Source organism: Pseudoalteromonas sp. SR43-3, from assembly GCF_014163875.1.
In the GTDB taxonomy this organism is placed as follows: Bacteria; Pseudomonadota; Gammaproteobacteria; order Enterobacterales; family Alteromonadaceae; genus Pseudoalteromonas; species Pseudoalteromonas distincta.
In genome coordinates, this window is the sequence record NZ_JACJEC010000006.1 from 22,287 (window position 1) to 36,674 (window position 14,388).

Annotated in this window: 9 protein-coding genes; 6 read left to right on the top strand and 3 right to left on the bottom strand. The window is 40.4% G+C overall.

What is annotated here, in order from left to right; genetic code table 11:
• Positions 1 to 16: 16 nt before the first annotated feature.
• Both H5088_RS09460 and gltB read right to left on the bottom strand, forming a co-directional pair.
• Positions 17 to 1,432 carry an FAD-dependent oxidoreductase gene (locus tag H5088_RS09460; RefSeq protein ID WP_004335378.1) on the bottom strand — a complete coding sequence of 472 codons (1,416 nt, stop codon included), beginning with the start codon at positions 1,430 to 1,432 and terminating at the stop codon, positions 17 to 19.
• Between the two features lie 9 nt (positions 1,433 to 1,441).
• Positions 1,442 to 5,899, bottom strand: a complete 4,458-nt coding sequence (gene gltB / locus H5088_RS09465; protein ID WP_182752748.1) for a glutamate synthase large subunit — start codon at positions 5,897 to 5,899, stop codon at positions 1,442 to 1,444.
• Between the two features lie 698 nt (positions 5,900 to 6,597).
• Between gltB and H5088_RS09470 the strand changes: the two genes are divergently transcribed.
• From H5088_RS09470 to H5088_RS09495, 6 genes are all read left to right on the top strand, one after another.
• Positions 6,598 to 7,851, top strand: coding sequence for an efflux RND transporter periplasmic adaptor subunit (locus H5088_RS09470; protein ID WP_182752749.1), 1,254 nt, complete (start codon positions 6,598 to 6,600; stop codon positions 7,849 to 7,851).
• 42 nt (positions 7,852 to 7,893) lie between these two features.
• Positions 7,894 to 8,604, top strand: a complete 711-nt coding sequence (locus tag H5088_RS09475) for an ABC transporter ATP-binding protein (protein ID WP_024592687.1) — start codon at positions 7,894 to 7,896, stop codon at positions 8,602 to 8,604.
• 3 nt (positions 8,605 to 8,607) lie between these two features.
• Positions 8,608 to 9,921 carry an ABC transporter permease gene (locus tag H5088_RS09480; protein WP_182752750.1) on the top strand — a complete coding sequence of 438 codons (1,314 nt, stop codon included), beginning with the start codon at positions 8,608 to 8,610 and terminating at the stop codon, positions 9,919 to 9,921.
• 11 nt (positions 9,922 to 9,932) lie between these two features.
• On the top strand, positions 9,933 to 11,141 hold the full coding sequence (locus H5088_RS09485) for an ABC transporter permease (RefSeq protein ID WP_039487439.1): 1,209 nt from the start codon (positions 9,933 to 9,935) through the stop codon (positions 11,139 to 11,141).
• Between the two features lie 121 nt (positions 11,142 to 11,262).
• Complete coding sequence (locus tag H5088_RS09490; RefSeq protein ID WP_182752751.1) at positions 11,263 to 12,594, top strand: sigma-54 dependent transcriptional regulator; 1,332 nt, start codon at positions 11,263 to 11,265, stop codon at positions 12,592 to 12,594.
• Positions 12,594 to 13,907 (top strand): PAS domain-containing sensor histidine kinase, encoded by a 1,314-nt coding sequence (locus H5088_RS09495; RefSeq protein ID WP_182752752.1) that lies wholly within the window; start codon positions 12,594 to 12,596, stop codon positions 13,905 to 13,907. Before H5088_RS09490 ends, H5088_RS09495 begins: the two co-directional genes overlap by 1 nt.
• A 90-nt stretch (positions 13,908 to 13,997) precedes the next feature.
• Here the strand turns inward: H5088_RS09495 and H5088_RS09500 are convergent, their stop codons facing one another.
• A complete protein-coding gene (locus H5088_RS09500) occupies positions 13,998 to 14,336 on the bottom strand; it encodes a Grx4 family monothiol glutaredoxin (protein ID WP_004335359.1) in 339 nt (112 codons plus the stop codon).
• Between the last annotated feature and the right edge of the window lie 52 nt (positions 14,337 to 14,388).

Sequence of the window (14,388 nt, forward strand, 5' to 3'; positions counted from 1 at the left end):
TTATTAATACGAACAATTAGACTTTTAAATAATCCATAATACCTTCTGCAGCATTACGTCCTTCAAAAATAGCGGTTACCACTAAATCTGAACCACGCACAATATCGCCACCAGCAAATATTTTAGGGTTCGTTGTTTGATGTGTAAATTCACCTTGTTCTGGAGCATTAATGCCGCCCCAGTGGTTTATTTCTACATCGTATTTTTCTAACCAATCCATTTTATGAGGCTGGAAACCAAATGCCATAATAACTTGATCAGCTTCTATCACATGCTCTGAACCAGGTACTTCTTCAGCACGACTTCTGCCATTTGCGTCAGGTTCGCCTAATTTAGTTTTAACCATTCTAACGCCAGTTACTTTACCTTTATCGTTCAATACAATGCCTTTAGGCTGAACGTTATAGGTAAATATAACGCCTTCTTCTTTGGCGTTTTTAACTTCACGTTTAGAACCAGGCATATTTTCTTTATCACGACGATAAGCACACGTTACTTTTGCAGCATTTTGACGAATAGACGTACGCACGCAGTCCATCGCTGTATCACCACCACCAAGTACAACTACTTTTTGGTTAGCCATATCAATACACGGCTGCTTAGTCTCGTCATAGCCCATTACACGGTTAGTGTTACCAATCAAGAACGGGAGTGCATCGTGAACACCTGGTGCATCTTCATTTTCAAGACCTGCACGCATACTTTGATACGTACCAACTCCTAAAAATACGGCGTCGTAATCAGCTAAAATTTGATCCAGCGTAATATCAACACCTACTTCAACATTTAACTTAAACTCCACGCCCATTTCAGTGAAAATTTCACGGCGCTTTTGCATCACTTCTTTTTCAAGTTTAAAAGAAGGAATACCAAACGTGAGTAGTCCGCCAATTTCTGGGTGACGATCAAACACCACTGGTTTTACGCCGTTACGAACTAAAATATCAGCACACCCTAAACCAGCTGGGCCTGCACCAATAATAGCTACTTTTTTGTCGGTCCATGTTACATAAGACATATCAGGCTTCCAGCCCATTTTAAATGCCTCATCGGTAATGTATTTTTCAATATTACCAATCGTTACAGCACCAAACTCTTCATCTAATGTACACGAGCCTTCACACAAGCGGTCTTGTGGGCAAACGCGGCCACACACTTCTGGTAAACTGTTTGTACGATGTGAAAGCTCAGCTGCCTCTATAATACGACCTGTGCGTATTAACTTTAACCATTGTGGAATGTAGTTATGTACTGGGCACTTCCACTCACAATACGGGTTACCACAATCTAAACAACGATCAGCTTGTGAGTTAACCTGATTCTCTGAAAAGGGTTCGTAAATTTCTACGAAAGATTTTTTACGTGACGAGATTGGTTTTTTGCGTGGGTCTACACGCTGCACGTCTATAAATTGATATACATTTTCGCTCATACTGCCCCCTTATTGCGCCTGAACACGTAGTTCGGCACTACTACGAGCGCGATGCCCGAGTAAACTTTTTACGTCGCTTGATTTTGGTTTTACTAATTTGAACATAGGTAAGTACAGTTCAAAGTTAGCTAAAATGCTTTCTGCTCTGCACGAACCTGTAAGCTCTAAATGCTCAGCAATTAAGCCGCGTAAATGTTCTTGATGCGACGTTAATTCCTCTAGTGTTACTATTTCGACAAGCTCTGGATTAATGCGTTTTTCAAAATCATTTCGCTCATCTAAAATATAAGCAAAACCACCAGTCATGCCCGCGCCAAAGTTAACACCTACATTACCAAGTACACACACAACGCCACCGGTCATGTATTCACAACCATTGTCACCTACACCTTCAACAACCGCTTGCACACCTGAGTTACGTACTGCAAAGCGCTCACCGGCACAACCCGCTGCAAACAGTTTTCCGCCTGTAGCGCCGTACAAACATGTGTTTCCGGCAATGGTTGCTTTATGGCTTTCAAAAGATGAGCCAAGTGGTGGACGAATCACTAACTTACCGCCTGCCATGCCTTTACCTACGTAATCGTTAGCATCGCCAACCAATGTCATTTCAAGACCACCGGCATTCCAAACACCAAACGATTGACCCGCCGTACCGTGTAATTCAATTGCTACGGGGTCTGCCGCCATACCTTGATTACCGTGTTTATCAGCAATATAACCCGAAAGCATTGCACCTACAGAGCGGTCAGTATTACAAATACGACTCACAAGCGAGATACCGCTTGACGTATCAATTGCCTCTTGCGCTTTAGCTAATAAACTTTCGTTTAACTTACCTAGATAATGCGAACTGTTAGGCGCACTACAATAAAGCGTTTCGCCAGTTGGGTTGTTCGGCTGAGCAATAACAGACGATAAATCAATTTTCTTCTGCTTTGCAGTTTTGCCTTCAATTTCTTCTAATAAATCTAAACGGCCAATTAAGTCAGTTAAATTTGCAACGCCTAGGCTAGCCATAATTTCACGCGCTTCTTGCGCTATAAACTTAAAGTAGTTCATCGCCATTTCTGGTAAGCCGTGATAATGCTTTTGACGAAGTGTTTCGTCTTGTGTTGCAACACCGGTCGCACAGTTATTTAAGTGACAAATACGTAAGTATTTACACCCAAGGGCAACCATTGGACCAGTACCAAAACCAAAGCTTTCAGCACCTAAAATTGCCGCTTTAATAATATCTAAACCTGTTTTTAAGCCACCATCTGTTTGCAGGCGAATGCGATGACGAAGGCCATTTTCAACTAGTGCTTGCTGTGTTTCAGCAAGTCCAAGCTCCCATGGGCTACCCGCATATTTAACAGAAGTAAGTGGGCTTGCGCCTGTACCGCCATCGTAGCCAGAAATAGTAATTAAATCGGCATATGCTTTAGCAACACCTGTTGCAATGGTTCCCACACCTGGCTCTGAAACAAGTTTTACAGAAATAAGTGCTTTAGGGTTTACTTGTTTTAAATCGAAAATTAGCTGTGCTAAATCTTCAATTGAGTAAATATCGTGATGCGGTGGTGGCGAAATTAACGTAACACCTGGTACCGAATAACGAAGCTTAGCAATATACGGCGTTACTTTTTCACCTGGTAATTGTCCACCTTCGCCTGGTTTTGCACCTTGCGCTACTTTAATTTGAATAACGTCAGCACTGCGTAAGTAATGAGGCGTTACACCAAATCGACCTGAAGCGACTTGCTTAATACGCGAGTTTTTTTCTGTACCATAACGCAGTTTATCTTCACCGCCTTCACCCGAGTTTGAACAACCACCTAAGCGGTTCATTGCAATTGCTAGCGCTTCATGCGCTTCTGGTGATAACGCACCAATACTCATTGCTGCTGAGTCAAAACGCTTGTATAGGTTTTCTGCAGACTCTACTTCATCAATGCTTATACCTTGCTCAGGTAATTTAAGCGCTAACATATCGCGCAAAGTCGCAATTGGGCGATTATTAACTAAATCAGCGTACGCACTGTAGTCTTTATAATCACCTGATCGAACCGCTTTTTGCAGGGTTTGAATAACATCTGGATTATAAGCATGATACTCACCACCGTGAACGTACTTAAATAAACCACCGTGGCTTAATAATTTCCGCTTACTTAAAGCAAGTTTGTGCAAACTTTGCTGATCGTCATCAAAGTCGGTAAAGCATGCACCTTGTATACGACTTGCAACGCCTTTAAAGCACATTTCAATAATCGCATCAGATAATCCCACCGCTTCAAACAACATTGAACAACGATAAGACGCAACCGTACTTATGCCCATTTTAGACATAATTTTGTACAAGCCTTTATTAATGGCTTTACGATAAGCAAGGGTCACTTCGCAATACGACTTATCAATAATTTTGCTGTCGCTCATCGCAACTAACGATTCATACGCAAGGTATGGATAAATTGCCGTAGCACCAAAACCTAATAGCACAGCAAACTGGTGCGCATCTCGCACACTGCCAGTTTCAATGATAATATTTGATTCACAGCGCAAGTTGTTATCAACTAAGCGTTTTTGTACCGCACCTACAGCCATAGCTGCTGGAATTGGTAAATTTATTTCATCAAAGTTACGGTCAGTTAAAATAAGCATGATACAGCCCGCAGCTGCTTTTTCTTGTGCTTGGTCACAAATACGCGTAACCGCGTTTTCTAAACCCTCTTCAACTGTGTAGGTAATATCAATTTTACAGTAGCTGTAGTGCGCTTCATCAGCATTTAATAGCTGCTGCATATCTGCGTACATTAAAATTGGTGTATCAAACTGTAGGCGCTTAGCGTGGCCTGTTGTTTCGTTAAATACGTTTTGCTCACTACCAATACAGGTTGCAAGCGACATTACATGGTTTTCACGTAGTGGATCGATAGGTGGATTTGTTACTTGCGCAAATTTTTGGCGGAAGTAATCATAAAGTGAACGATGCCCTTCACTAAGCACAGCAAATGGCGTGTCATCACCCATTGAGCCTGTCGCTTCTTGGCCGTTTTCACCCATTACACGAATAACGCTATCTAGCTCTTCGTTGGTATAACCAAACATTTTTTGATATTTAGCTAGCGTTTCGTCATCAAATGAGCGATTACCGGCGTCTTGCTCAGTAAGTTCTTCAAATGGAACTAAACGTTTAACGTTTTCTTCAAGCCATGACTTGTAAGGATGGCGAGATTTTAAATCTTGATCGATTTCATCCGAGTGCCAGATTTTGCCAAGTTTAGTATCAATAACTAATAATTCACCTGGACCAACACGGCCTTTTTCAACCACTTCATCGGCAGTGTAATCCCAAATACCCACTTCTGATGCAAGCGTAATAAAACCATCTTGTGTAATTACATAACGTGCTGGGCGAAGTCCATTACGGTCAAGGTTACACGCCGCAAAACGACCATCCGACATAACAATACCTGCCGGGCCATCCCATGGTTCCATATGCATAGAGTTAAAGTCGTAAAATGCACGTAAATCGTCGTCCATTGCACGGTTTTTCTGCCATGCAGGCGGCACGAGCATACGCATAGCGCGGAATAAATCCATTCCGCCAGCTAAAAATAGCTCAAGCATATTATCTAGGCTTGATGAATCAGAACCGGTTTCGTTTACAAACGGCGCTGCGCTTTGTAAATCAGGAATAAGCGGTGACGCAAATTTATAAGAACGTGCGCGTGCCCACTGGCGGTTACCTTCAATAGTATTAATTTCACCATTGTGTGCTAAATAGCGGAAAGGTTGAGCTAAAGGCCAACGCGGCTGAGTATTAGTAGAAAAGCGCTGATGGAAAACACAAATCGCACTCGTCATACGAATATCAGCTAAATCTAGGTAAAAATTAGGTAAATCCGCAGGCATCATTAAGCCTTTATAGATAGTTACCAAACCAGATAGACTTGCGATATAGAAAGCTTCATCATCAACAATGCGCTTTTCAGCGCGGCGGCGTGCTACATATAAGCGACGCTCTAAGTCTTTAGAACGCCAACCTTCTGGCGCGCTAACAAAAATTTGTTCAAAACCTGGTAATTGCTGTACAGCAATAGGACCCAACATAGATGGGTCGGTTGGTACAACACGCCAACCTAAAATATTTAGCGTTTCTTTTTCTAATTCTTCGCTAAGTATTTGTTTTGCAGCTTGTGCTAAAACAGGGTCTGAATTTAAAAATATCATACCCACTGAGTAGTTTTTGCCTAAGTGCCAATTATGTTCACTGGCAATTGCACGGAAAAAGCTATCTGGTTTTTGTAATAATAAACCACAGCCATCACCTGTTTTACCATCGGCAGATATACCGCCACGGTGCTGCATGCGATCAAGCCCCGTAATAGCAGTACGAATAAGCCTATGACTAGCTTGACCATTAACTTGGGCTATTAAGCCAAAGCCACAATTTTCTTTTTCTAACTTTGAGTCGTATAACATAGACCCCTCCCCTTGCTGCACTGTTAGCGTGGATGAACTGCTCGACGATTTGCTAACAGACGGACAAAACTAGCCTCTATCTTAAATAGAGTCAATAGCACTTTGAATACATATTCACATTCTTGAATATTTCTCACTTCATAGCAAGATTTCTTTTTATCATTATTTTTAACATTTAGCGTTATTTTAACCACTATTTTTTCATGACACTGGTGTCAAGTTTAACATATTGTAAAAAACACAAGTACCCAAAAGTGCAGCTTACGTAAACGTAAAGGTGAGTAAAAGTGAATAAGTATTCAACACATGAAGGGCTATTCAGTTAACATTTAGATAGTTTTATGGTATTTCATTACTTTAATGGCTTAACATCCCCGATTATTGCTGCTCATTAGTATAGTTATGAAAGTTCATGTCCTTTTTTGTACATTAATAGTGAATTTTTATTTAAAGCGGTGTCCGATGCGGACATAAAAACTGTCCGCGGACATCATTTTCAAGAACAAAAAATAAAAAGCACCTTAATATCAATGTGATAATAGTTGGCATATTAATCGTATAGCTTTACATATAATCGCTAATTGGAATTACCATGTTTACTCTAAGCTTATTTTTGCTCTCTCCTATTGCCGCCATTTGCACAGCAGCTTTATTACTGCTGTGCGAAAAATACATAAAAGCAATGTAGGGGGAATTAAATGATTAAAGATACCAGCGCACAAGACGTACAAGTAAAGGCACCTATAAGCTATAAAAAATACGCGATAATCACTGCGGTTGTTTTCATTGTGGTCTCTACAGTTGCTTATATTTTTTTAACTAACCATAGCGCTAAAAGCTCTATTAGCCGCTCAAAAGTACAGGTTGCAAAAGTACATGTTAAAGCGCTCATTCGAGATATTGCCGCCAGTGGTAAAATTGTTGCTGCTAATGCTCCTAAAATCTACAGTCCAGAACGTGGATTTATAGATTTAAAAGTAAAGGCCGGCGATACAGTAAAGCAAGACGATACACTTGCCCTGCTGCAAAGCCCTGAGTTAACTAATGAATTAAAGCAACAGGAATCTGTACTTAAACGACTACAAGGCGAGCAGCAAAGGCAGCATTTGCAAGCAAGACGCCAAACACTCACTTTAAATAAAACACTCGATATGGCACAAGTTGAGCTTAATGCCGCTGAGCGCGAAAATCGCCGGGCACAGTTATCAATTCAAAAGCACTTAATTAGCCAAATTGATCTTGAAAAAGCAGTTGATGATTTATCACGCGCAAGACTCTCATATAAACATGCACAACAAGAGGTATTGCTTGCCAAAGACACGCTCGCCTTTGAACTACAAGCAGCTAAAAGTGATGTGACCCGCCAACAACTTATTGTTGATGATTTAATCAGAAAAGTAAGCAACCTATCTATTAAGGCTACCGTTACTGGGATCGTGGGTAACCTACTTGTGCAACAAAAAGCCGCAGTGACGCAAAGCCAACCTCTTATGACTCTCGTCGACTTAAGTAATTTCGAAGCGGAACTTCAAGTACCTGAAAGTTACGCCAACGAATTAGGACTCGGTATGGAAGTAGAGCTTAAGTTAGGCAATGAAACAGTGATGGGGAATTTATCCGCCATATCACCAGAAGTTAATAATCGTGAAGTAACAGCACGCGTCCGATTTAAAGGTGTTACTAACAACATCCGTCAAAACCAACGCTTAACTGCACGTATTTTACTCGACAACCGAGAAGGTGTAATGCAGGTAAAACGCGGCGCTTTTATGCAGCAAGGCGGAATTTTTGCTTATAAGGTAGAAGGCAATATTGCAAAGCGTATACCTATTACAATAGGCGCTACCAGCATTAATGCGGTTGAACTTTTAAGCGGTGTTAAAGAAAACGATGAGATTATTATTTCAAGCTACAGCGACTTTAAGCAAGCCGATACGATTTTATTAAATTAAACAGACGCTCTCAACCAACGCTAAAAATAATTAGGTACAGTCATGTTACAAATGAACAATGTAAGTAAAGTATACCAAACAGAAATGGTACAAACCCATGCGCTTCGAGACTTTAACCTGCAAGTAAACGAAGGCGAATTTATTGCTGTTACCGGTCCTAGCGGCTCAGGAAAAACAACCTTTTTAAATATTGCAGGTATGCTCGAGCCTTTTAACGAAGGTGAGTATTTGTTAGATGGCGTTAATGTTGGCAGCCTAAACGATAACCAACGTGCTGATTTACGTAATCAAAAAATTGGCTTTATATTCCAAGGCTTTAATTTGATCCCCGATTTAAATTTATATGAAAACATAGAAGTTCCTCTTCGCTACAGAGGGATTAAAGCAAATGAGCGAAAACGTCGAATTGAACAATGCCTTGAACAAGTTGGTTTAGCATCTCGCGCTAAACACTTACCTCAACAACTCTCTGGTGGCCAGCAACAACGTGTGGCAATAGCCCGTGCGCTTGCTGGTAAACCTCGCTTTTTACTTGCCGATGAGCCAACAGGTAACCTTGACAGCTTAATGGCGCGCCAAGTTATGGAGTTACTTGAGCAAATAAATCGCGACGGTGCCACTATAGTAATGGTAACGCATGATAGCGAATTAGCCCGCCGTGCTCCGCGTAATATTCAAGTAGTTGATGGGCAACTTGCCGACTTTACACTTTATCAAGGCGCGCAAACTATAAAAACAGCATCGGGGGTTTAACTAATGTTTATTCATTATTTAGATTTAAGTTGGCGCAGCTTCAAGCGCACCCCACTGGTTAGCTTTTTAATGGTACTTGCCATTGCGATAGGTATAGGCATAACAATGACCAGCCTTAGTGTTTATCACATGATGTCGGCCGACCCTATCCCAGAAAAAAGCAGCCAACTTTACAGTGTGCAATTACAAACAATGGACGATGGTAGTACGTGGTGGACAGAAGATAACATACCACTGCAACTGACCTATCAAGATGCTGAGAACTTATTAAACGCACCCACGTCAGAGAAAAAAGTGGCTATGATGCGTACCGGCTTTTCAGTTTATCTAGACTCCGACAAAATAAAACCTTTTATAGGTAATGCTCGCATGACAACGCCTGACTTTTTTAGCATGTTTAATTTGTCATTTTTATACGGGGGGGCTTGGAGCAAAGAGCAAGAAGACTCTGCCGCACCTGTGGTTGTTATTACCCAAGAGATAAACGATAAACTATTTTCAGGAAAAAACTCTGTCGGAGAACTGATTTACTTAGATGATGCAAGCTATCAAGTAGTTGGTGTTATTAACCACTGGCCTCTCAATATTAAATATTATGATTTAAATAACGGTGCATTTAATCAAGTAGAAGAGTTATTTATGCCCTTTAGCTTAATAAAGACAAAAGAGCTAGTAAGTTGGGGCAATAGCAATGGATGGAAACACGAAAACACACCAACCTTTGCAGATAAACTGCAATCTGAACAAGTATGGATCCAGTTTTGGGCAGAGCTAAATACGCTTGAACAAAAACAAGCCTATCAAAATTACTTATTAGCCTATATGCAAGAACAACAAAAACGTGGTCGATTTAATCGTAAAGAACTTGAGTATAAACTTCGCGATGTAAACCAATGGATGCAATACAACAACGTCGTCACCGAAGACAATAAAATTTTAGTGGGCCTGAGCTTTATGTTCTTAGGTGTCTGCTTAGCCAATATTTTAGGTTTACTTTTAGCTAAGTTTTTACGCAGAGCGCCAGAAGTAGGTGTAAGACGCGCATTAGGTGCTAGTAAAAGGCAAATATTTTTACAGCACTTAGTTGAGGTCGCCATGCTTGGCTTTATAGGTGGCATGCTAGGAATTGTACTAGCACAACTTGGCTTAATGGGCGTAGGGCAAAGCTACGACTACTATGAAAACTTAGCGACAATGGATTTAACCATGCTATTGAGCGCCCCATTGATTGCAATTACAACCTGCATTTTAGCTGGTTTATACCCAGCTTGGTTAGTGTGTAAAACCAATCCTGCTATTTATCTTAAGAGCCAATAAGGAATGTCACAATGTTAGAAATAAAACCTATATTTAACGCCTTATGCCGCTCAAAGGTGGGCGCTGTATTACTACTAATTCAAATTGCAATTACTACAGCTATAGTTAGTAATGCTGCGTTTATTATTCAAGATAGAATTAGCTATTTAAACCAAGAAACGGGCTACCCTGAGCAAGATATATTTAAGTTTAATGTAATGACCTTTGGTACTGATATTAACTTAAGCCAGCAGTTTGAGCTTGATGAAAGCATGCTTAGAAAAATGCCAGGCGTAGTTGATGCCGCATTAAGCAGTAGTATTCCGCTATCAGGGGGTGGCAGCGCTTCGAGCTTTAATTTAAAACCTGCCCCACAAGAAGGCCTAAGTGTCAGGACCGCTTATTTTTTTATAGATGACCACGCAATTAATACCTACGGCGTTAACTTAATTGCAGGGCGAAACTTTACCGAAGATGAAGTGCTCGTTACAAACGAAATTACACAAAAGCGCACCAACGTCACTATAGTCACTAAAGCCTTACTTGATGAGCTCTACCCTGATGGAGATGGTTTAGGGAAAATAGTTTATTTTGGCGACCTACCACTTAAAATTATTGGCGTGATCGGAAAAATGAAAGGCCCGTGGCTCAAAGACAGTAAACCCGATAATCTTGCGTTTATTCCTTATATTAAAGCAGCAAGTTATGCACAAGTTGCCGTTCGTACTAAGCCTGGTCAGCGAGCAGCTGTAATGAAAGAAATAGAAAATGCTATGCTCGAAAATTACAGCAAACGCGTTATTAACAACATTAAAGGGCTTGATGAATTAAAAAATGAGTATACCGCTCAAGATCGCCTTATGATGCGCATGCTCATAGTATTAATCACTATTTTAGTGCTTATAACCGCTCTCGGTATTTTTGGCTTAACCTTATTTAATATTAGCAAACGTACTAAGCAAATTGGTACACGCAGAGCACTTGGCGCAAGAAAGTCAGCTATTGTTAGCTACTTTTTAGTAGAAAATGCATTAATTTGTAGCCTAGGTTTAGCCTTAGGTGTAGTAACAGCAATACTACTTGGGAAAATGTTAATGCAGTATTTTTCTGTAGCCGCACTACCGCCAAGTTATATAGCCGTTACCGCCATTGCCGTATTTTTAATGAGTTTACTTGCAGTATTAGCGCCGGCTAAACGCGCTGCCAATATTTCGCCCAGTATCGCAACTCGCACTATTTAACCTAGAATCCGCTTGAGGTAGATTTATTATCCAGAGTTTAGGTTACTAAATCATGTAAAAATCACTATGCTACACTGATTAGTAAGGCAGTGTAGCCATTAAAAAATTATAAAAATAACCTATGACTCATAAAATACTCATTGTTGATGATAACCAAGCAGTACTCGACGCACTTTCATTGTTGCTCGAGATCCACGATTTTTCGGTAGTCACTGCAACAAATCCATTTGATGCTTTGCAAATAGTTCGCTATCAGCGAATTGAGCTTGTAATTCAAGACATGAACTTTACCAGCGACACCACCTCTGGCGAAGAAGGTAAAGCGTTGTTTTATGAACTACGAGAAATAAACCCACACCTACCTATTGTACTTATTACAGCCTGGACCGAACTTGCCACCGCCATTGAGCTTGTAAAAGCCGGTGCTGCTGATTACTTACCAAAACCCTGGGATGATGCAAAACTACTAGTTTGTATCGGTAACTTAATAGAGCTAGGCAGTGCTAAAAAAATAGTGGCGACACATAATCGCCATCAACAAGAACGTGAAGGTACATTTAAAAATGCAGACCTTGCTGGGCTAATATTTAAAAGTACTGCGATGGAACGACTGGTTACTATGGCGCTTCAAGTGGCTAAATCTGATATATCTGCATTAATTACAGGCCCTAATGGGAGTGGCAAAGAGTGTATTGCGCATATTATTCAAAAAAACTCCCCGCTTGTATCGCAGCCTTTTATTAAGGTAAACGCAGGTGCACTACCGCAAGAACTTATAGAGGCCGAACTTTTTGGCGCTGAAGCCGGAGCATATACGGGGATAACCAAACAACGTATTGGTCGATTTGAAGCAGCTGATGGCGGTACGTTATTTTTAGATGAAATTGGTAATTTACCACTTTCAGGACAAATAAAATTACTACGCGTACTACAAACCGGCGAGTTTGAACGTTTAGGCTCAACACAAACACGAAAGGTAAATGTGCGGGTTATATCGGCTACTAACGAAAACTTACTACAAGCAATTCAACAAGGTCGATTTAGGGAAGACTTATATTATCGTCTTAATGTAATTGAGCTCAATGTGCCTGCCCTAAGTGAAAGACAAGATGATGTTTTAGCACTTATTAGCCATTTTTTACCTCACCGAGAGCTGACTATAAACACAGAGCAAGCACTTCAGCACTACAAATGGCCGGGTAACGTTCGAGAGCTAGAAAACGCTTGTAAGCGTGTAGCGGTACTAAAACCTACAGGTGCGCTTAAAGTCGATGACTTTGCACTATCGTCACCGGTTACTGCTCAACAAGAAGCAAAAGCAGAGCCTACCAAACAGGAAATAGAACACGCAATGCGCGCTCATCAAGGTGTTATAGCCAAAGTGGCCCGTGAATTTGGTTTAAGCCGACAAGCTCTTTATCGTCGATTACAAAAAATGGGTATTGATTATTAATGCCAAACATTATTAGCAACTTTACCCTAAGCCAAAAGGTTGTATTAATTTGCGGGCTTTGTAGCGCGCTGCCTGTTGTTATTATTGCCGCGCTAAGTGGCTTTGATATTTACTACACTCTGTTTTTAATATTACTAACGCTTACATTTAGCACTCTGCTTTCAAGAGCTCTCACCAAGCCAATAAAGCTTGGCATGCAATCGCTTGAAACCGGATTACTTAATTTTAAAGATGGTGAGCTCTCCAGTTTGCTTGCGTATAAAAGTAATGATGAACTTGGAAAACTATGCCAACTTTATAATCAAACCGCAAAACAGCTTCGCCAAGAAAAACAATGGATTTACCAGCGCGAGTTAATGCTTGATAAAGTATTGCAAAGCTCGCCGCAAGCGTTATTGCTGGTCAATGATAATAATACGGTGGTATTTAGTAATTTAATTAGCCGTAGTTTATTTAATAGCGCAACTCGCCTTGAAGGTATGCAACTAAGTAAGTTACTCGAAAATTCGCCTCTGCAATTAGTAGCAGCTATAGAGCACGGTATTGATGGCCTCTTTAATATAGAAATAGAGAATCAAGACTCGCAAACTTGGCATTTAGCCACTGGGGAGTTTTTACTCAATAATCAAAAGCATCATTTATATATATTTAAACAGTTAACCCGTGAACTTAGTCGTCAAGAAGTTGCGGTGTGGAAAAAAGTAATACGCATTATTAGCCACGAATTAAATAATTCACTCGGCCCTATGTCATCCATGCTACACAGCGCACAATTGCTCGCAAATAAAGTTGATGAGCCTCGCCTTGCCCGTGTATTTGCAACTATTGATGAGCGAATTAGTCATTTAACTGAATTTGTACAAGGCTATGGCAAGTTTGCTAAATTACCTCAGCCACAAAAAACGCGGATTAACTGGCAAAACACACTCGATAATTTAAAAAACCACTGGCTATTTAGCTACGAAATAAAAAATTCACACAATGAATTACAAGCTGATCAAACACAACTCGAGCAGCTGCTTATAAACTTATTAAAAAATTCACACGAGTCAGGCTCCAACGCCAATGAAATACATATTCAGGTCGAGTTTGTACCCCATGCATGTGTTATAAATGTAAGCGACTGCGGCAAAGGAATGAGCGAGCAAGTAATGGCAAATGCTTTAGTGCCCTTTTATTCTACAAAAAGTACGGGGAGTGGTTTAGGGCTAGCTTTATGCAGAGAAATAGCAGAAGCGCACCAAGGCCATATAAGTTTACATAACAAAATAGAGGGCGGCTTAAACGTTCAAGTGAGCCTTCCTTATTTATAAATTCACATAAATTAAAAACAACAAAGCCACTTAAAAAAGTGGCTTTGTGTTTAAAGAGCTTAATAACCTGAGTTCAGGTTGAGTAATGAATTACTCTGCGTCAGCTTCTTTGTATTTAGCAGCAGTTTCAGTAATTAACGGCTGTAATTCACCGCGTTGAAACATTTCGATAATAATGTCACAACCACCAACTAATTCGCCATCTACCCAAAGTTGTGGGAATGTTGGCCAATTTGCGTATGCTGGAAGCTCAGCACGAATGTCTGGATTAAGTAAAATATCAACGTATGCAAATGGTTCACCACATGACATTAACGCTTGCGATGCTTGTGAAGAAAAACCACAATTTGGTAATTTTGGTGACCCTTTCATGAAAAGGATTATTGGATTTTCTGAAATTTGCTGTTTAATTTTATCAATGGTTTCCATCTACAACCTCAAAGTAACGATAGCTAAATATATTTAGGTCTTGAAAATAACT